This window comes from Fulvimarina pelagi HTCC2506 (assembly GCF_000153705.1).
Taxonomy (GTDB): domain Bacteria; phylum Pseudomonadota; class Alphaproteobacteria; order Rhizobiales; family Rhizobiaceae; genus Fulvimarina; species Fulvimarina pelagi.
Genome location: NZ_DS022272.1, coordinates 694,465 through 714,478, shown reverse-complemented (window position 1 = coordinate 714,478; position 20,014 = coordinate 694,465). Strand labels below are relative to the sequence as shown.

Genomic DNA, 20,014 nt, shown 5'->3' with positions numbered 1-20,014 from the left:
ATCCGAAAACCGGATCAGGCGCCGGCGCCGGTATAGCGCTCGATGAGTTCGGTCACCTCGGCATCACGCTTGCGGCTGGAATCGCCACCAAGCACCACAACGATCAGCCGGCGTCCGTTCCGCCGGACAGTCGCCACCAGATGCGACCCGGCATCGTTAATATAACCAGTCTTCATGCCGTCGACGCCCGCCACCTTGCCGAGAAGCTTATTCGTCGAATTGTAAGTCCGGCCGTTGTACTGGTAGGACGGCGTCGCAAAGAGTTGAGCATAGCTCGGATAACGCGACATGATTGCCCGACCGAGGATCGCCATGTCCCGCGCGCTCGAGACCTGCTGCGGATTAGGTAAGCCGGACGCGTTGGCAAATTGCGTGTGATTCATGCCGAGGGAGCGCGCCTTGCGGGTCATGACCGCGGCGAAGGCCTCCTCCGTACCGGCCATATTTTCGGCGACGACCGTCGCGACATCGTTGGCCGATTTTACGGCAAGGGCCGTCATTGCGAGACTTACAGGGATCGATTCGCCAGGCTTCAGACCGAGTTTCGACGGCGGTTTGGAAGCGGCGTTCTCGCTGACGATGAACTGGGTCTCGCGGGAGAGCTGCCCATTCTCTACGGCCTCGAACAGGAGATAGAGCGTCATCATCTTGGTGAGCGAAGCCGGGTAGCGCAATTCGTCGGCCTGATCCTCGTAGAGCGTCCGACCCGTTCCAAAATCGACGACGAGGGCAGAATGGCCGCGCCGCTCGATCTGGCTGAAGGCGATCGGCGCAACCGGCTGCGAAGCGGGCATCAGGCCTTCGGCCGTCAGCTGCGAGGACTGGCAACCGGCGAGCATGCCAAGGGAAAGGAAGGCTGCGAGGAGACGCCCGCTCAACCGCTTGAATGATGAAAGCGCAAGGGTGCTGTCCATGGCGTCCGGTCTTGCTCCATTTTCGGGTGAATTCACCCTATGGTGGAGTAGCTTAAGGCCGGTCAAACAGCAGCGGCATGACACAGCGAATCATTGGAGCGTTGTGCCGGTCGCGCAACATGCTTGCAATCGCGAGATCCTCGCAGCGCATAGCTATCCAGAGCGATTAAGAGCTCCATCCGCAGATTAGGCTCAAATAAACAAGACGGGATCGTTGTGCATCAAGTCAATCAAGGGTTACTGTCCTAACGTTAGGTTCGAAGCACTTCAGAAGAGACTTCAGGGAGACTCGCGAATGTCCTCGCTTTTCAGAACCCTTCTTACAGTCGCCGCCTTCACCACCAGCCTAGTTCCAGCCGTTGCTCAGATTATGGACGTTCCAGGCCGCTCCTACGGCGGAGTGGTACGTTCCGGGCCTGGTCTCAACTATCCGCAGATCGCCTCGACGCGCCTCAACGACGATATCACCCTGCTGCAGCGTTCAGCCCGAATGGACGATTACAACTGGTTCCAGATCCGCCTTTCGAACGGCCTCGTTGGCTATCAGTTCGGCGGCCTGTTCTGCGCGCACAGCGAGGAGAGCGGTGTTCTCACTATTTGCGGCTCCGAGCTCGATGCCCAGCTTTCCGGCTACCCGGCGCGTACTGCAACCACCCCGCAGCCGCAGCCACAGCCGCGGCAGACGATCGTCGAATATTCCTGTAATGAGGGTATCCCGCTCATCGCACGCTACGTAGACGAGCCCGACGGCACGGTCGCCTACGTCTCGCATGACTCCTATCCCGAGGTCCGATTGCCGCAGATCGTCTCGGGCTCCGGCATTCAGTTCCAGTCAGGGCCGAACTGGTTCGGCGGCAAGGGCAGAGAGATGTCCATCAACTTCAACGGTATCGAAGATACCTGCTACGAGGCGCGCGTAAGGTGATCCGACCCGAGCCGTGGACACGAGGATCTTGACGAGCGAAAGGAATCAAGTAGCAGCCCCAGATGAAAGTCCGGGGCTGATGTATGTCGATCAGTAGCGCCCGTGATGCCTACCGTGATGCTCGCGATGCCCCCTCATGCCGTGGCGGCCTCCGCGCTCCATACGGGCTTCGCGCATCATCGAGCGCATGAGGGTCCGGGCCGTATCGACCTGTTCGGGGGTCAGGACCTCTTCGAGGTCGGCGGTGGCCGTCTGAAGGCGCGTCGCGGCTTCGCCGGCGGCGATCGACCGCTCGGTGATCCGGTCGATGAAGGCGAACGGTGTGCGACCCGCGCGTTCCGACTGGTTCCCGGCCGTCCCGTCGGACGTTTCGTCCGGAGCGTTTGCCGTTTCGCCGTCCATCTCCATGGCGTTCGCGTCCTCGTCCGATCCGTCCGTCATGTCGCGGTCCGCGCCGCTGCGCCGTCCGAATCCCGGCTGCGAGGCTGCCGCGAAGGCGACCGCAGCGGAAGAGAACTCCCGCCAGACATCCATCTGTTCAGGCGTGACGCCGATACCGGTCTCGAAGGCAGCGAGCGCCATCGCGACACGCGCAGGTGTCATCATCGCTGCCATGCCGCCGCGGCGGTGATGCCGACCGTGCTTTTCCTGATGGTGACCGCCGCGCCGTTCGGCCCGTCGCTCCATCCGCTCGGACCGACGCTCGCCGTCGTTCGCAGCGCGCGAGGGCGCCGCATTCTCGGAAGCGGCAGGCGGCGTCTGCACCGGCTCGGCGTTCTGGGCACGCGATGCGGTGAGCGCGGTGGTCGAAAGAATCGCACCGGCAAGAAGCGCGGCGAGGACCTTGCGGCCGCCAGAGGCGGAAGCCTGGGATCGGTTGAACATCTGGATCATCCTTCATTGGTGTTTCGATGCTGATGATCTAATCCTCGCCGATTGCAGCGGTTCGGCGAAACGTAGCGAAAGATGTCCGAAGGGCGGGATATTCGTTGCGAAAGATTGCAGGGACAGGCGTCGCAAGCTTTCGTCACAGATTAGGACTCGGCAAGCGTGGTCTTTTGAGATTTGACGGTGACTGCGGCAGGCGCCTCCCGGTACCGGGCCGCGCGCTCCAGACTGGATGTTCGAACCATGCCATCGCCGCACATTCTCGTCACCGACGACGATCCCGAAATCGGCCGGCTTCTCGGCAAATATCTCGAAGGCCAGGGGTTTCGCTGCACGCTGGCGACCGACCGGAAATCCTGCGAGGCACGGCTTGCCGACGCGAAGATCGATCTTCTCGTTCTCGACGTGATGCTGCCCGACGGCTCCGGCCTCGACATCTGCCGCGATCTCAAGGAGCGCCGGCCGAGACTGCCCGTAATACTCCTGACCGCGCTCAAGGAGGACGTCGACCGCATCATTGGCCTCGAACTCGGGGCGGACGACTATCTCGGCAAGCCCTTCAATCCACGCGAACTCGTAGCGCGCATCAGAGCCGTACTGCGCCGGACGGCGCTCAAGGTCGAGAACGCATCGAGTGGTAACGACGGCATTGTCTACGGCTTCGAGGGCTTTTCTGCCGATCCGGGTCGGCGAACCGTGACGCGGGCAGACGGCGAGGAAATACCGCTGACGGGCGCCGAATTCGACCTTCTCGTGATCTTCCTCGAACGCCCCAACCGCGTCCTGTCGCGCGATCTCCTCATGGACAATCTGCACGGTCGCAGCGTCGAGCCCTACGATCGAGCGATCGACGTCACCATGAGCCGCCTGAGGCGAAAGCTCGACGATGGCGGCCGCTTCAAGCTGTTCAGGACGGTCAGGAACGGCGGTTACCAATTCGCGGCGCCTGTCGAAAAGTGGAGCGGTGACCAGCCGTGATGTCCCTGCGCGCCCGCATCGCCCTTCTCATTGTCGTATCCATTGTCGGCGTCGTCGCGGTCGCGGCGATGGTCTCGGTCCAGCTCCTCGACCGGCCGGATCGCGAAAGCTTCTACCAGACCTTCGCAGAGGAAGTCCGGATCGTCGCGTCGGTCCTGCAGGAAGACCCGGATGCAGCCGCACGCCTGCGAATTCGTGTCGGACCGCCCCCGCGTGACGGAGATGAGTACAAGGTGCGGCAACGCCGGTTCCTGTCGAACGTGCGCGGCGCCGACGGCGAGATTATTCCGACACGGATCGTGCACGATAAAGCTGGCCGCGCTCGCCAACTCGCTTTCGAGTTCGCTGACGGACAGTGGGCTTATCTACCCTTTCTTGGCCCACCGCCGCGCGATTGGCCGGTTTTTGTCGCCAACATGGCGCTCGTGACCCTCGGCGCCATCGTCATCGCGCTGCTTATCGCCGGCAAGGTGGCGAGCCCGTTGCGGCTTCTCGAAAAGGCCGTCGCGACGGTCGGGCCGGACGGCCTGCCAGCGAAGCTTCCGGAAAAGGGTCCGATGGAAGTACGCGAGACCGCTCGGGCGCTCAACCGGCTGATCGAGCGGGTGAAGACCGGCGTCGAAACGCGCATGCGTCTCGTGGCAGCGGCCGGACACGATCTCAGGACGCCGATGACCCGCATGCGGCTTCGCGCCGAATTCCTGCCCGAGGAGGATCGTGAGCTCTGGCTCAAAGATCTGGAGGAGCTCGACCGCATCGCCGACTCGGCCATTCGGCTGGTCCGCGAGGAGGTCGACCCGCAGACGTTGGAAACGGTAGCGCTCCCTGCTCTCCTTACGGAGATCGCCCGCGAATTGCGCGACATCGGCCGGGCAGTGGAGACGACGTTCGATAAGGATGCAAAGATCGCGGTAGCCGCGCCGCCGCTCGCGCTGAAGCGTGCACTGCGTAATCTGGTCGAGAACGCCGCCGTCCACGGCGGTGGAGCACGGATCGCCCTCGCGCGCCAAAACGCAAGCGCCGTCGTCACCATCACGGACGACGGACCCGGCATCCCGCCGGAATTGATCGAACGCGCCTTCGAGCCCTTCTTCCGGGTCGATCCCGGCCGACGCAAGCTGAAGCCCGGTGCGGGGCTCGGCATGGCGATCGCCAAGGAGATCGTCGACAGGCTGGGTGGCAGAATCGAGATCGCCAACAGACCGAAGGGCGGGTTCGAACAAGTCGTGCGGCTTTCTGCGCTTTGACGGCCGCCGCAAACTCATCACAGATGCGTTAGCCAAGGCCCGAGCCTTGATCTCGTCGAAAGCCTTCTCTTTATCGGTTATAAGGTGATTTCCGGGATCGATTGCGCGATGTCGAACAGAGGCACGAACGGATCGTCGACTACGGGTCGCATGCATCATGCGACCACCGCTTCCGCGGTGCGCCCTGCCCTCCGCGTCGGTTTTCTCCTCGCTCACAACTTCACGCTTTCCGCTCTCTCGCTCTTCATCGATACGCTCCGCCTTGCCGGCGACGACGGCGATCGTTCGCGGCCGATTCGCGCCAGCTGGCACATCATGGCGCCCCGCCCAGAACCGCTGCGTTCCAGCTGCGGAGTGAGCGTCACGCGGACCACCGGTCTGATTGACCCGAACAACTTCGATTACGTCGTGGTGGTTGGCGGCCTTCTCGACGGCGGCGAGCAGATAGACCGGGCTATTCTCGGCTATCTCGACCGCTGCGATCAGGCCGGTATCACGCTGGTCGGCGTTTGCACGGGCTCCTTCGTCCTTTCGCGAGCCGGCCTGATGAAGGGTCGCCGCACATGCGTTTCCTGGTTTCATGCGGAAGATTTCGCAGCTGAATTTCCGGACCAGATGCCGGATGCAGAGCAGCTCTTCATCGACGACGGCAACCGCATCACCTGTGCCGGCGGGGGCGGCGTGGCCGATCTCGCAGCTTATCTCGTCAGCCGGCACATCAATGTCGATGCCGCCAAGAAAAGCCTGCACGTATTGCAGCTTCAAGACGCGCGGCAGGGCAGCGAGGCACAGCCCCATGCGGGATCAGCATCGACGGACTCCCGCGTTCGCCGGGCAATCCTGATGATGGAGAGCCATGTCGGCGATCCGCTGCCGGTCGACACGATTGCCATACGGCTCGATCTTTCTGGTCGCCAGCTCGAGAGACTTTTCCGCACGACGCTCGGCCAAGCCCCCGCAGCCGTCTATCGCAAGATCCGTCTCGATCACGCCAGGCGACTTCTGGAAACAACCGGAAAATCGGTGACCGACATCGCCATCGAGTCCGGTTTCTGCGACGGCGCGCATTTCGCGCAAAGTTTCCGAACGGTCTTCGGCCAGTCGCCAAAGCAGGTTCGGGCGCAACGGGAAAAAAGGGTCGACCCGGTGGCTTGAGTCCAACAACGCCGCCTAGCTGGCTTTCAAACGTTTGAGTCCAACTCCCTCAGGCTTCTACATTTTATCACGTTGCTGCTGAGGTTTTCGGCAGCGCAGCAAATCGACCAATGATGTCGCATTCCTCATGGTCGGCGACGGAAATCCGACAGTCTTGTAGCCGGCGAAATGCGACATCGACCCCGTCTCAACGGGGGCCCGAACCATGCGCCGTTTCTCTCTCGCCTCTCTCCTCAAAGAGTCCACCAAAGGTCACACTGGCTGGGAGCGCCAATGGCGTGCGCCGGAGCCGAAGAAAGAATACGACGTCGTCATCGTCGGTGGCGGTGGCCACGGCCTTGCGACGGCTTATTACCTTGCGACGGTGCATGGCGTAACCAATGTTGCCATCATCGAGAAAGGCTGGATCGGCGGAGGCAATACCGGCCGCAACACGACGATCATCCGCTCGAACTACCTCTTCGATGAGTCGGCCGCCCTCTACAATCACGCCATGAACCTCTGGGAAGGCCTCTCCCAGGAACTCAACTACAACATCATGTTTTCCCAGCGCGGCGTTCTCATGCTCGCGCACAATCATCATGATGTCGTGACCTTCAAGCGGCACGTTTATTCCAACAAGCTCAACGGCGTCGACAACGAGTGGCTGTCGCCCGAAGAGTGCAAGGCATTCTGCCCGCCGCTGACAATCTCGAAGGATATCCGCTATCCGGTCATGGGCGGCGCCCTTCAGCGTAAGGGCGGTACGGCCCGCCACGATGCGGTCGCATGGGGCTATGCGCGCGGCGCCGACGCCCGCGGCGTCGACATCATCCAGAACTGCGAGGTCACCGGGCTTCAGCGCAATCCGGACGGTTCGGTCAAGGCCGTCGAGACAACCCGAGGCACCATCGGCGCCAGGAAAGTCGGCGTCGTCGCGGCCGGTCACACCGGCGTCGTGATGGGCCGCTTCGGCCTCCGCATGCCGGTCGAATCCGTGCCGCTGCAGGCGCTCGTCTCCGAACCGGTCAAGCCTTGCTTCCCTTGCGTCGTCATGTCGAATGCCGTGCACGCCTACATCTCGCAGTCCGACAAGGGCGAGCTGGTCATCGGCGCAGGCACCGACCAGTACAACTCCTATTCGCAGCAGGGCGGCATCCACGTCACCAACCACACGCTCGATGCGATCTGCGAGCTCTTCCCACAATTCACCCGCATGCGGATGCTGCGTTCCTGGGGCGGCATCGTCGACGTTACCCCGGACCGCTCGCCAATCCTGTCGAAGACGCCGATCAAGAACCTCTTCGTCAACTGCGGCTGGGGCACCGGCGGCTTCAAGGCGACTCCGGGTTCCGGCCACGTCTTCGCCCACATGCTGGCAACCGGCGAGCCGCACGAGATCAACGCGCCTTACAGCCTCGACCGGTTCCGCACCGGTCGGCTCATCGATGAAGCGGCTGCCGCCGCAGTCTCCCACTGACGCGCCGTTCCGAGAAAGGATCAGGTCCATGCTGCTTATTCGTTGCCCCCACTGCGGAAACCGGCCCGAGATCGAATTTCACTGCGGCGGCGAAGCGCATATCGCGCGTCCCGAGACGCCGTCCGAAATGACCGACCAGCACTGGGCCGAGTTCCTTTACTACCGCACGAACCCCAAGGGCATGCATGCCGAGCGTTGGCAGCATCGCCACGGCTGCGGCCGCTGGTTCAACGCGCTGCGCGATACGGTGACCGACAAATTCGCAGCAACCTACGAGATGGGCTCCCCGCGCCCCGATCTAGCCGCCACCCCTGCTCCCGCCCGCACCGCCTGAAGGTTCGATAGAAGATGAGCCAGCCCTTCCGCAGATCATCCGGCGGCCATATCGACCGCACCCAGCCGATCACCGTTTCCTTCAACGGCAAGACGCTCCATGGCTATCGCGGCGACACCATCGCCTCGATGCTGATCGCCTCCGGCTCCCATCTCGCCGGCCGCTCGTTCAAGTATCACCGTCCGCGCGGCATCCTTTCGCACGGCTCGGACGAGCCGAATGCGCTGCTCTCGGTCGACTGGCGTCCCGAAAAGGGCGAAGGCCGCCGCGACCCGAACAATCGAGCCTCTGTCGTCGAGGCCCGTTCGGGGCTGAAGACCGCGACCCAGAACCACTGGCCCTCCCTAGAAACCGATATCGGTGCGGTCAACGACCTCCTGTCGCCGGTCTTTGTGGCAGGCTTCTACTACAAGACCTTCATGTGGCCCCGGAAGTTTTGGGACAAGGTCTACGAGCCCTTCATCCGCAAGGCTGCCGGTCTCGGCGATGCGCCTGAAGTGCCGGATGCCGACCGTTACGCCAACCGTCACGCCCATGCCGACATCCTCGTCGTCGGCGCAGGCCCGGCCGGCCTTTCGGCCGCGCTCGCCGCGTCCGAAGATGGTTCCAAGCGCGTGATCCTCGCCGACGAAGGCTTCAAGCTCGGCGGCGCGCTCCTTAATGACGTTACCTCCGAGATTGACGGTAAGCCTGCCGCTGTCTGGGTCGAGGAAATGGTCGCTCAGCTCGACGCCCGCGAGAACGTCATCGTTCTGCCGCGCACGACGGTGTTCGGCTACTACAACCACAACCATATCGCGATGGTCGAACGCGTCGCCGACCACCGCGACAACGCGCCGGACGGCCTCGCCCGCGAGCGCCTCTGGCAGGTACGCGCCAGCAAGGTGATCATCGCTGCCGGCAGCCACGAGCGTCCGCTCGTCTTCGAGAACAACGACCGGCCGGGCATCATGCTCGCGGAGAGCGCCCGCGCGTTCATCAACCGCTATGCCGTCCTGCCGGGCAAGAGCCTCGTCGTCGCGACCTGCGGCGCATCAGCCTACCGAACCGCGCTCGACGCCAAGGCGGCCGGCATGGACGTCAAGATCGTCGACATCCGACTCGGCGAAGACTGCGGCCCCGAGCTTGCTGAAGCTCGCTCGGCCGGCATCGACGTCCTCACCGGCCACACGGTCGTCAAGGCGCTCGGTACGAAGCGTGTCACGGGCGTCGTCGTCGCCCCGCTCGGTAATGACGGGTCGGTCGGCACCCGCCGCACCCTCACCTGCGACTGTGTTGCGATGTCCGGCGGCTGGACGCCGTCGGTCCACCTCTTCTCCCAGTCGCGCGGCAAGCTCGCCTTCGACGCAAGCCTCGACGCCTTCCTGCCCGGCCAGTCGGCTCAGGAAGAGGTTTCGGCTGGCGCCTGCCACGGCATCTACGATCTGTCCGAGATCATCGCCGATGGCTACAAGGCCGGTGGCTCCGACACGTCCGTCTCGGCGACGGCGACCTTCACCGGCTTCCAGCCGGTGCGTGTCCTGCCGACCGACGCGGATCCAAAGAAGGTCAAGGCCTTCATCGACTTCCAGAACGACGTGACCGCCAAGGACATCAAGCTTGCCGTTCGCGAAGGCTTTGAGTCGATCGAGCACGTCAAGCGCTACACCACTACCGGCATGGCGACCGACCAGGGCAAGACGTCCAACATGAACGCGCTCGGCCTCGTCGCCGGCCTGCTCGACCGCCCGCTCCCGGCGATCGGCACCACGACGTTCCGTCCGCCCTATACGCCGGTGACTTTCGGCGCCCTCGTCGGCCCGTCCCGCGAAGACCGTTTCGAACCGGTCCGCACCACCGCGATCGACCCCTGGGCCGTCGCCAACGGCGCCGAATTCGAGCCGGTCGGTCAGTGGCGCCGTGCGCATTACTTCCCGAAGGCCGGCGAGGACATGCACGCCGCGGTCGCCCGCGAGTGCAAGGCCGTCCGCACCTCGGTCGGCATCTTCGACGCGTCCACGCTGGGCAAGATCGAGGTCGTGGGTCCGGATGCGGCCGAGTTCATGAACCGCATCTACACCAATGCCTGGGCCAAACTGAAGGTCGGGGGCTGCCGTTACGGCCTGATGCTCGGCGAGAACGGCTTCGTCATGGATGATGGCGTCGTTGCGCGCTTGGCCGAGGACCGCTTCCACGTGACGACGACAACCGGCGGTGCGCCGCGTGTTTTCCAACACATGGAAGACTACCTCCAGACCGAATGGCCGGACCTCGACGTCTTCATCACCTCGATCACCGAGCAGTGGGCGGCGATTGCTGTCCAAGGCCCGAACGCCCGTAAGGTCGTCGAGCCCTTCGTGTCGGACATCGACATGTCGGAAGGCGCCTTTCCGCATATGGCAGTCCGCGAGGGCTTCATCTGCGGCGTGCCGACCCGTCTCTTCCGGGTTTCGTTCACCGGCGAGACCGGTTTCGAGGTCAATGTCCCGGTCGATTACGCAGAGGCAGTCTGGAAGACGCTCTACGAAGAAGGCCGGAAATACGACATCACGCCCTACGGCACGGAGACCATGCACGTTCTGCGCTGCGAAATGGGCTTCATCATCGTCGGCCAGGAAACGGACGGCACCGCGACGCCGGACGATGTCGGGCTCTCAGGTCTCGTCTCGAAGAAGAAGCCGGACTTCGTCGGCATGCGTTCGCTGGCCCGGCCGGACATGCTTCTGCCGGACCGCAAGCAACTCGTCGGCATCCTCGCCAAGGACCCGAACGAAGTGCTCGAGGAAGGCGCGCAGGTCGTCGAAGATCCGAGCTTGCCTGTTCCGGTGCCGATGATCGGCCATGTCACGTCGAGCTACTTCTCGTCGAACTGCGGCCGGTCGATTGCCATGGCGATGATCAAGGGCGGCCGCGCCCGCATCGACCAAACGGTTTGGGTCACCACGCCGAAGGGCTTCACCGAGGCAACCATTTCCACTTCCGTCTTCCACACTGTTCAGGGAGAAAAGGTCGATGCTTGAGGTCAATCTCGCCCGCCGCGCGCCAGCAATTCATCTCGACGCCCGAGCCATCGCCGGCCCCGTCAAGATAACCCTTCAGCCCTCGAGCGGTCGCCTATCGTTCCGTGCAAAGCAGAAAGCCATAGCGGGAAGCACAGAAGTCGCTGGATTCACCGTCGATGGGCCGGTCAATTCCCGCCGCGAGAACCTCGGCCTCGCCAGCCTACGGCTCGGCCCGGACGAGTGGATGTTCCTCTGCGACGAGAGCGAGACCGAAGCGGTCGTGGCGAACGTTTCACGTTCGCTCGACAACGTCGCCCATTCGCTCGTGGACGTCTCCCATCGCGACGTGACGTTCGAGGTCACGGGCAAGGATGCAGAGGCTGTGATCAATTCGGGCTGCCCGCTCGATCTGTCGCTCTCCGCCTTTCCGGTCGGTAGCGCGACCCGGACAGTGCTGGGTAAAACGGAGATCGTCCTCGCACGCATCACAGAGATCACCTGGCGGGTTACCTGCTGGCGCTCCTTCGGCTCTTACGTTCAGGGCTACCTTGCTGACGCCGCTCTCGATTTCGCGTAAACTCGAACGCGTGACGGCAGATATTCGCCATTCCCGTTTCCCTTGTAGCCGGCGGACATTGAAGCCGGCTCGCAAACCGCACAGACAGGCGTCACCATGGTCGATCTCGTCTCGCAACTGACCCATCGCAAGAAGGGCTACACGCTCGAAGCCCCGTTCTACACCGACCCCGAAATCTTCGAGGCGGACATGGACGTGATCTTCGGCAGGCACTGGATTTTCGTCGGTGTCGATGTCGACGTCCCCGAACCGGGAGACGTCATGGTCGTCAAGGTGCACCAGACCGAAGTCGCCATCGTGCGCGACGACGACGGCGTAATACGCGCCTTCCACAATGTCTGCCGCCATCGCGGCGCGCGCCTAGTGCATGATGACAAGACCACGGTCGGCAACCTCGTCTGCCGCTATCATTCCTGGGTTTACGATACGACGGGCGCTCTGATCCATGCCGAGCATATGGGCCAGGACTTCGACAAGTCGTGCCACGGCCTGAAGCCGGTTCACTGCCGTTCGCTCGAAGGCTTGCTCTTCATCTGCCTCGCAGAAAACGCGCCGGCCGATTTCGACGAGATGGAGCGGCAGATCGCGCCCTACCTGGCACCGCACAACCTGCGTGACGCAAAGATCGCCTACGAGCACGACCTTCTCGAACACGGCAACTGGAAGCTCACGATCGAGAACAACCGCGAGTGCTATCACTGCGGCGCGAACCATCCTGAGCTGACGGTCCCGCTCTTTGCCTACGGTTTCGGATTCGACCCCAAGGAACTCGACCCGGCCGAGCGCGAGCATGCCGAGAACTATGCCTGCATGCTGAACGACAATCATCGGGACTGGGAATCGCAGGGTCTGCCGTCGAAGGAGATCGACCGCCTCGACGACATGGTCACGAGCTTCCGCACCGAGCGGCTGCCGCTCGCCGGCGCAGGCGAAAGCCATACGCTGAACACCGAGCGTGCCTGCAAGAAGCTAATGGGCAACCTCACCAATGCCAAGGCAGGTGCCTTGCACCTGTGGACCCAGCCGAATTCGTGGCATCACTTCATGGGAGACCATGCCGTTGTCTTCTCGGTCCTGCCGATCGACGCCGAGCACTCGATCCTGCGCACCAAATGGCTTGTCCACAAGGATGCGCGCGAGGGCATCGACTACGATCTCCAGAACCTGATCGGCGTATGGATGGCCACCAACCAGCAGGACGGCGATCTCGTCGGCTACTGCCAGCAAGGCGTCCGCGGCAAGGGCTACGTTCCTGGTCCCTATTCGCCGCACACCGAGATGCTCGTCGAGAAGTGTACCAACTGGTATGTCGGCCGAATGATGGCCCACCTTGCCCAGACGCGCGCAGTTGCCTGACGCGTCGAAGGAGGGAAGATCGATGGACGCGCATACGCCCGAGCCATACAAGTCGCCTGTCCCGACCGGTTACTTCCGTTGGGAGCCCGAGGAAGACGAGTTCCTGATCTGCCGCGCCGTGCGTGATGAGACGCACGACGTGAAGACGTTTGTGCTGGCGCCCCGAAACGAGCGCCAGTTCGAGTTCGTCTCGGGCCAGTTCATGACCTTCGAGTTCGAGATCGGCGGCGAAACGATTCAGCGTTGCTACACGATCTCCTCTCCGCCCTCACGGCGCGACACTGTTTCGATCACCGTCAAGCGTGTGCCGGGCGGTCCCGTTTCGAACTGGCTGCACGACGAGTTCAAGCCGGGCATGATGGTGAAGGCGACCATTCCTATGGGCGAATTCACCTGGTCCGGGATGCAGCAGTCGAAATATCTCTTCATTTCTGGCGGCTCGGGCATCACCCCGATGATGGCGATGACCCGCTCGGCTTACGACCTCGCGCTGATCTCCGACATCGAGTTTATCCACGCCGCACGCACGCCTGCCGATATCATCTTCCGCGACGAGCTCGATTTCATGGGCCGGCGCAACCACTGGATCAAGCCGACATTCATATGTGAGCAGGATGCGCCCTTTGAGCGCTGGAATGGCTTCCGCGGCCGCTTCGACCGTCAGAAGCTGGAAGTGATCTGCCCCGACTATGCCGAACGGACCGTATTCGTTTGTGGACCGGCACCGTTCATGAAGGCCGTGAAGACGACACTGAAGGATGCCGGCTTCGACATGAGCCGCTTCTACCAGGAGAGCTTCAACTTCGACTCCTTCACCGAGGAAGCGCAGGAGCAGATTGCCGAGGCGACCGAAGCGATCACGACCGACGTCAGGGTGTTCCAATTGGAGTTCACCAAGACCGGGCGTACGGTGGAATGTCCCGAAGGCATCACCGTGATGGAAGCAGCGCGCCGCGCCGGCATCCGAGTGCCCTCTTCCTGCTCGAAGGGCCTCTGCGGCACCTGCAAATCGACGATTACCGCCGGCACTGTCGACATGAAGCACTCCGGCGGTATCCGCCAGCGCGAGATCGACAGAGGCATGGCCCTCCTTTGCTGCTCCAAGCCGACGAGCGATCTGGTCATCGACCGTTGATTTATCCCATCCTCCTCTCGGGCTACGGCCCGAGGGCATGGGGTTACCACTCCAGAATTCAGCGATAGCCTTCGCGAGAGCCCGCCCCCGACAGCAGCCCCTATACAGGAGAGCGCCACCCATGATCGCCAACGCCGAAGCTCTCCTCAAGCCTTTGACCATCAAGGGCATGACGATCCGCAACCGGGTCATGTCGACGAGCCACGCTCCTTCCTTCGGCAAGGACGGCAAGCCGCAAGAGCGTTATCAGCTCTACCATGAGGAAAAGGCCAAAGGCGGCATCGGCCTGACGATGTTCGGTGGCTCGTCCTCGGTCTCATTGGACAGCCCCGCCGCGCCCTGGAACCAGATCTCGGTCGCCGACGACTCCGTCATTCCGTTCTTCCAGCAGTTCTCCGACCGTGTGCACCAGCACGGCGCCAAGCTGATGATCCAGCTGACCCATATGGGCCGACGTACCAAGTGGGACACGGAAAACTGGTTTCCGGTGAAGTCCGCCTCTGTCACGCGGGAGCCGGCCTCTCGCTCGGTCTCGAAGGAACTCGAGCAGGAAGAAATAGACCGGATCGTCCGCGACTTCGCGCAAGCGGCACGCCGCGCCAGAGAAGGCGGTCTCGACGGCTGCGAAATTTCCGCTGCGCACGGACATCTCGTTGATCAGTTCTGGTCGCAGCTTTCGAACCATCGCACCGACAAGTACGGTGGAAGCCTCGAAAACCGCATGCGCTTCGGCATCGAGGTGCTCACCGCGATGCGCGAATCTGCCGGCGACGACTACATCATCGGCATGCGCATGTCAGGCGACGAACTTCTCAAGGGCGGCCTTACAGCCGAAGACCTGATCGCGATCGCTTCGGAATACGCCTCGCGCGGCCTCGTCGACTTCCTCAACGTCGTCGGCGGTCAGGCGCGTGATCACATTGCCCATGCAGTGTCGCTGCCGAACATGTCATTCCCCGTCGCGCCCTATCTGCCGATCGCCTCGGCCGTTAAGCGCGAGGTCGACATCCCGATCTTCCATGCCCAGCGCGTCACAGACCTCGCGACCGGCGCCCGCGCGGTCGCAGAAGGTCATGTCGACATGATCGCCATGACACGCGCGCATATCGCCGATCCGCATCTCATCAAGAAGCTTACCGAAGGCCGGGCGGACGATATCCGGCAGTGCGTCGGTTACGGCTACTGCATCGACCGCATCTATATCGGCAAGGACGCGCTGTGCATCCAAAACGCAGCGACCGGCCGCGAAGCGACCATGCCGCACGTCATCGAGAAGGCGGACGTCAAGAAACGCGCGGTCGTCGTCGGCGGAGGGGTCGGCGGACTGGAAGCGGCCCGCGTTCTCGCCGAACGCGGTCACGAGGTGACCCTGTTCGAAAAGACCGACAAGCTCGGCGGCCAGGTGCTGACGGCGGCAAAGGCGACGTGGCGCGAGGCTCTTACTGGGATCCCGCGCTGGCTCGTCGGCCAGGTTCAGAAGCTTGGCGTCGACATCCGCCTGAATACGGAAGCCGACGACGCGGCGATCTTCGCGTTGTCGCCAGACATCGTCATCGTTGCAACCGGTGGCCTACCGCATCTGGGCGAAGCTATGGGTTCGGAGCATGCGATCTCGACCTGGGACGTTCTGGAGGGCAAGGTCGAGCCGTCGGGCACCGTCCTCCTTTACGACGAAATGGGCGACCACAACGCCGCCTCGACCGCCGAGCACCTCGCCAAGAAGGGCTGCCTCGTCGAGCTTGCCACCCACGACCGGATGATCGGCGAAGAGATCGGCGGCACCAACCAGCCGGTTCACTTGCGCGAACTCTACAATCTCGGCGTCATTCAGACGCCAAACATGGAACTGATCGAGATATATCCCGAAGGCAACCGTAAGATCGCGGCTTTGCGCAACGTGATGACTCATCAAGAGGAGGAGCGTGTCGTCGACTACGTCGTGGTCGACTACGGCACCCACCCCGTCGATCAGCTTCATTTCGCCCTGAAAGAGAAGTCGAAGAACGCCGGCTTCGTCGATAACGACGCCATCGTCGCCGGGAAACCACAGCCCTACGAAACCAACGGCTCAGGCCAGCGAGACGGTTTCACGCTCTATCGCGTCGGCGATGTCCTCGCCGGGCGCAACATTCACGCTGCCATCTACGACGCACTCCGGCTCTGCAAGGACCTGTAGCCATGGGCGCAGCCGCTTTCCTGCCCTACATCGTCGTCGCCATGGCGCTCGTCGCCGCCGTGCAGATCGGTCGGCGCGTGGCGCTCTGGCGGTTGGGACAGTCGGCCAAGGTAGACTGGTTGGCCGGCGTTAAAGCGATGCCCAAGCGCTATCTCGTCGATGTTCATCACGTCGTCGACCGCGACAAGTCTGCCTCGCGCATGCACGTACCGGTTGCCGGCGGACTCGTACTCTCTGGCGCCCTGCTGCTGCTCGGGTTGATTCCGGCAGTGGCCTCGTCGCGCCTCTACTGGACCATCGTGACGCTGGCCTTCGCGTTCATGGCGGTTGGCGTGGCGCTGGTGGCGCAGCGCCGCTATCCGCATGCCCTGCCTCGCCTGTCCCTCGGTCGGTATCAGCGCACGCCGTTCTACCTTGCGGCTTTCGCCGGAGGAGGACTTCTGACCTCGCTCCTCGCCGCCTTGGGCGATCCCCTTCCTTTTCTATCGCTCCTATCTCTGATCGTCGCCGCTGCCGGCGGACTGGCACTCGCGGCTCAGGCCGCGACCGGTCCGATGCGGCATGCGCTGGCGGGTGCGGCCCATCTGGCGCTTCATCCCCGTCCGGAACGTTTCGACGCGACCCTCCCCAAAGGACGTTCGACGAGCCTGAAGCCGATCGACCTCGACGGAGACAAACTCGGACGGGAGGACCCCGCCGATTTTGCCTGGAATCGACTTCTCTCCTTCGATGCCTGCGTCCAGTGCGGCCGCTGCGAAGCTGCCTGCCCGGCCTTCGCCGCCGGCCAGCCGCTCTCGCCGAAGCACCTGATCGCCGATCTCGCGGCGGCGGGCGGCGGTGGTTACGGCAGCCCTTACGCCGGCAATCCATATCCGAATGCCCGCCCGACCGGTTCCGAAATCGGTCTTCATCACGCAGTGATCGGTGACGGCGGCATCGTTCACCCCGATACGATCTGGTCATGCACCACCTGCAGGGCCTGCGTCGAGGAATGCCCGATGATGATCGAGCACGTGGACTCGATTATCGATCTGCGGCGCTTCCAGACGCTTGAGATGGGAGCGGTGCCAGGCAAAGGCGCCGATGTTCTCGACAACACACGCCTTGCCGACGAGCCGAACGGCCACCCTCTCAGCGAGCGGACCGATTTCGCAGGGGGCCTCGGTCTCCGCACGCTTGCTGCAGGCGAGAGCACGGAAGTCCTCCTCTGGCTCGGCCAGGCGGCATTCGATCTGCGCGGACAGCGCACTTTGAGAGCGCTGATCCGGCTGCTCAATGAGGCCGGCGTCGATTTCGCTGTGCTTGGCGAGGCCGAGCGGGACTGCGGCGATCTCGCCCGCCGCCTCGGCGACGAGGCGAGTTTCCAGCAACTCGCCAAAGCCAATATCGAGGCGCTCGCGAGTGTAGGCTTCGAACGCATCCTCACCGCCGACCCCCATGCGCTCCATTCATTGCGTAACGAGTATTCGGCCTTTGGTGGGAAATTCGACGTGGTCCACCACACGGCCTTCCTCAACGAGCTCGTAGAGACAGGCCGCCTGACCACAGGCCACATCGCAGGCCACGCGATCACCTATCATGACCCGTGTTACCTCGGTCGCTACAATGGCGAGTTCGATGCACCGCGCACGCTTCTAGACGCACTCGGTCTCGAACGCCGCGAGATGGCTCGTTCCAAGCGTAAGTCGATGTGCTGCGGCGGTGGCGGCGGTGCACCGACCACCGACATACCGGGCGACAATCGCATTCCGGACATCCGTATGGGTCAGGTGCGCGAAACCGGCGCTAAGACCGTCGCCGTCGCCTGTCCGCAATGCACTGCGATGCTGGAAGGCGTTACCGGCGACCGGGCCGAGGTCAAAGACATCGCTGAACTTCTGCTCGATGCAGTCGAGGCCGGCAAGAGCGCGAAGTCCCGGAACAAGGGCATGCAACGGGAGCTCGAACTCGCATGAGCCGCCCACGACGCGATCCCCGAGCCGAACGCGAGGCGAAGACGGTCGCCGTCACCGCCCGTCGCCGCCTTGATCTTGCGGCGTTCGTCTCCCCGTCCAGACGCCCGCGCCGCGATCCGCGCGCGGAACTCGACGTCATCGAAGTGTTCGGCGCGCCGCGCCGGCGCTACGACCGCACTCAGACGACGGCCCTTGTCTCGCGCATGATGAAGCGAGCGGCCACGCAGGACGCCGAACCGAAGGCACCGCAGGTTCGGATCGTTGAAACTCCGGCCTTCCATGTCTTCGCGGTGCTGCAGACGCCAAAGGGCCGGCTCTCGCGTTTCGACCGTCAAATTCTTGGTGCAGCGCGCATGTTGGCCGATGCAGGCAGCGGTGGTGGAGCCGTCGTCGCCCTCGCATCCGCGGCGACAGCCGATCTCGGTCCGGCCGGTGCCGACCGCATTCTCGATCTCGGTGACGAGCCGAATAGGCCGGCGTCGCTGAGAACCGAAGGCGTAAAGGCCGCGGTCGAGCAGCTTCAGCCCAAACACATCCTCCTCGCCGAAGACGACGAGAGCGCCGATCTCGCGCGCCGCCTCGCTGTTACGCTCGGCGAGCCGATCATGACCGATGCGGTCTATCTCAGCGCCAAGCAGGTCGCGCGCCGCAAGAACGGCATGCGCGCCGAGGAATATGGCGAGCCGCCGCGCATCATCACGCTCGGCGAGGACCGCGCCGCCAACTATTCCGGCGCGCCCTGCGAGGCCCGCGCGATCGAGGACGCGCCCGCTCTCGACTTGAACGATCCGGCGATCCTCTCCGTCGAGACGATCCCGGGCGATCCGACCCAACTCTCGTTGTCTGAGACGGATTTCGTGGTTTCCGCGGGCAATGGCGTGACCGATATCGAGGTTTTCAAGAACCTCGCCAAGGTGATGACCGCGACGCCCGGCGCTTCGCGCGTCATCTGCGACGCCGGGCTGATGCCGCGCTCGGCTCAGGTGGGCGCCTCGGGCACAGTGCTTTCCTCTGAATGCTATCTTGCCTTCGGCATCGCCGGCGCACCGCAGCACCTGCAGGGCATCGCCGGCTGCGATCACGTGATTGCGGTGAACACCGACCTCCACGCCAAGATGGTCGAGCGCTCCGGGCTGGCGATCATTCAGGATGCGCAACTCGTCATGCCCGCCTTGTGGCAACTCATCGAAGAGCGCCGAGGCAAAGCATGAAAACCGCCGTCCTTCTTTCGACCTCCCGCCATCCGGTCTCCGGCCGCCCGGCTCTTGCGCGGCTCGAATCGCAGGCGATCGGCCTTGCGACACGGCTCGGCGGCGAGATCGTCGGCATTCATGCGGGCGAGCGTACCGATGCAACCCGCGAGGCGCTCGGCGTCGGCCTGACTTCTGTCGAATGTCTCGAAATGCCGGCCGATGCGGATCCGGTTCCAGCTCTTATCGAGCGACTGCAGGCCGAGAAGTTCGATCTCGTCCTTGCCGGTCGCCGTGGCCAGGGCGGCCTCGACACGGGCCTCGTTCCCTACCTGATCGCCAAAGCGCTCGACCGGCCGATCATCGCAGACGCCGCCGCAATCGAAGCCGGCAGCGAGGCGGGTACCATCCGCGTCGACCAGGCGCTGAAAAAAGGCGCCCGGCGGCGGATTACGGTCCGGCTTCCGGCGATCGTCACCGTCCATTCTCTTGCACCGGCTCCGGCCGTATTCGCCTACGGCGCCTCGCGGCGCGGCGAGATCCGCTCGCTCGCTGTTGCGGAGCATGCCCAAGATGCAGCGACTTGGGCCGAACGCCCCTACCGCAACCGCCCGCGCCTCATGCGAACTGCCGGTGTGGCGACTGGAGACGCCAGCGAGAAGCTTCATGTCCAGCCGGACCCGCAAGAGGCTGCGAAGCTGATCCTCGATTATCTGGAAAGGAACGGGATACGGTCGTTCTGAG

Annotated in this window: 16 protein-coding genes; 14 read left to right on the top strand and 2 right to left on the bottom strand. The window is 63.4% G+C overall.

Annotation, left to right across the window (positions count from 1 at the left end; translation table 11 throughout):
- Nucleotides 1-14 precede the first annotated feature (14 nt).
- A complete protein-coding gene (locus FP2506_RS03260; RefSeq protein WP_007065957.1) occupies nucleotides 15-914 on the bottom strand; it encodes a D-alanyl-D-alanine carboxypeptidase family protein in 900 nt (299 codons plus the stop codon).
- A 295-nt stretch (nucleotides 915-1,209) separates the two neighbouring features.
- Between FP2506_RS03260 and FP2506_RS03255 the strand changes: the two genes are divergently transcribed.
- Nucleotides 1,210-1,839 carry an MliC family protein gene (locus FP2506_RS03255; protein WP_007065956.1) on the top strand — a complete coding sequence of 210 codons (630 nt, stop codon included), beginning with the start codon at nucleotides 1,210-1,212 and terminating at the stop codon, nucleotides 1,837-1,839.
- A 90-nt stretch (nucleotides 1,840-1,929) separates the two neighbouring features.
- On the opposite strand, the gene FP2506_RS18905 is transcribed toward FP2506_RS03255, so the two are convergent.
- Nucleotides 1,930-2,724: a hypothetical protein gene (locus FP2506_RS18905; protein ID WP_156414003.1), complete on the bottom strand. Its 795-nt coding sequence runs from the start codon at nucleotides 2,722-2,724 to the stop codon at nucleotides 1,930-1,932.
- Between the two features lie 246 nt (nucleotides 2,725-2,970).
- Here FP2506_RS18905 and FP2506_RS03245 point away from each other — a divergent pair, with 246 nt between their 5' ends.
- The 13 genes from FP2506_RS03245 to FP2506_RS03185 all read left to right on the top strand — a co-directional run bounded on the left by FP2506_RS03245 (nucleotide 2,971) and on the right by FP2506_RS03185 (nucleotide 20,013).
- On the top strand, nucleotides 2,971-3,705 hold the full coding sequence (locus tag FP2506_RS03245) for a response regulator (protein ID WP_007065954.1): 735 nt from the start codon (nucleotides 2,971-2,973) through the stop codon (nucleotides 3,703-3,705).
- The gene (locus tag FP2506_RS03240; protein ID WP_007065953.1) at nucleotides 3,705-4,952 is read left to right on the top strand and encodes an ATP-binding protein; all 1,248 of its coding nucleotides are present in this window, start codon (nucleotides 3,705-3,707) and stop codon (nucleotides 4,950-4,952) included. Before FP2506_RS03245 ends, FP2506_RS03240 begins: the two co-directional genes overlap by 1 nt.
- A 150-nt stretch (nucleotides 4,953-5,102) precedes the next feature.
- A complete protein-coding gene (locus FP2506_RS03235; RefSeq protein WP_007065952.1) occupies nucleotides 5,103-6,107 on the top strand; it encodes a GlxA family transcriptional regulator in 1,005 nt (334 codons plus the stop codon).
- Between the two features lie 205 nt (nucleotides 6,108-6,312).
- On the top strand, nucleotides 6,313-7,566 hold the full coding sequence (locus FP2506_RS03230) for a sarcosine oxidase subunit beta family protein (RefSeq protein ID WP_007065951.1): 1,254 nt from the start codon (nucleotides 6,313-6,315) through the stop codon (nucleotides 7,564-7,566).
- A 28-nt stretch (nucleotides 7,567-7,594) separates the two neighbouring features.
- Nucleotides 7,595-7,900, top strand: a complete 306-nt coding sequence (locus FP2506_RS03225; protein WP_007065950.1) for a sarcosine oxidase subunit delta — start codon at nucleotides 7,595-7,597, stop codon at nucleotides 7,898-7,900.
- 14 nt (nucleotides 7,901-7,914) lie between these two features.
- On the top strand, nucleotides 7,915-10,899 hold the full coding sequence (locus FP2506_RS03220) for a sarcosine oxidase subunit alpha family protein (RefSeq protein WP_007065949.1): 2,985 nt from the start codon (nucleotides 7,915-7,917) through the stop codon (nucleotides 10,897-10,899).
- The gene (locus tag FP2506_RS03215; RefSeq protein ID WP_007065948.1) at nucleotides 10,892-11,458 is read left to right on the top strand and encodes a sarcosine oxidase subunit gamma; all 567 of its coding nucleotides are present in this window, start codon (nucleotides 10,892-10,894) and stop codon (nucleotides 11,456-11,458) included. Before FP2506_RS03220 ends, FP2506_RS03215 begins: the two co-directional genes overlap by 8 nt.
- A 96-nt stretch (nucleotides 11,459-11,554) precedes the next feature.
- On the top strand, nucleotides 11,555-12,814 hold the full coding sequence (locus FP2506_RS03210; RefSeq protein ID WP_007065947.1) for an aromatic ring-hydroxylating oxygenase subunit alpha: 1,260 nt from the start codon (nucleotides 11,555-11,557) through the stop codon (nucleotides 12,812-12,814).
- A 22-nt stretch (nucleotides 12,815-12,836) separates the two neighbouring features.
- On the top strand, nucleotides 12,837-13,949 hold the full coding sequence (locus FP2506_RS03205; protein WP_007065946.1) for an FAD-binding oxidoreductase: 1,113 nt from the start codon (nucleotides 12,837-12,839) through the stop codon (nucleotides 13,947-13,949).
- A 121-nt stretch (nucleotides 13,950-14,070) separates the two neighbouring features.
- On the top strand, nucleotides 14,071-16,125 hold the full coding sequence (locus FP2506_RS03200) for an NADH:flavin oxidoreductase (RefSeq protein WP_007065945.1): 2,055 nt from the start codon (nucleotides 14,071-14,073) through the stop codon (nucleotides 16,123-16,125).
- Nucleotides 16,126-16,127: 2 nt separating this feature from the next.
- On the top strand, nucleotides 16,128-18,080 hold the full coding sequence (locus tag FP2506_RS03195; RefSeq protein ID WP_007065944.1) for a DUF3483 domain-containing protein: 1,953 nt from the start codon (nucleotides 16,128-16,130) through the stop codon (nucleotides 18,078-18,080).
- Nucleotides 18,077-19,291 carry an electron transfer flavoprotein subunit alpha/FixB family protein gene (locus FP2506_RS03190; protein WP_007065943.1) on the top strand — a complete coding sequence of 405 codons (1,215 nt, stop codon included), beginning with the start codon at nucleotides 18,077-18,079 and terminating at the stop codon, nucleotides 19,289-19,291. Before FP2506_RS03195 ends, FP2506_RS03190 begins: the two co-directional genes overlap by 4 nt.
- Complete coding sequence (locus FP2506_RS03185; protein WP_007065942.1) at nucleotides 19,288-20,013, top strand: adenine nucleotide alpha hydrolase family protein; 726 nt, start codon at nucleotides 19,288-19,290, stop codon at nucleotides 20,011-20,013. The genes FP2506_RS03190 and FP2506_RS03185 overlap by 4 nt, the downstream gene beginning before the upstream one ends.
- Nucleotide 20,014: the final 1 nt, after the last annotated feature.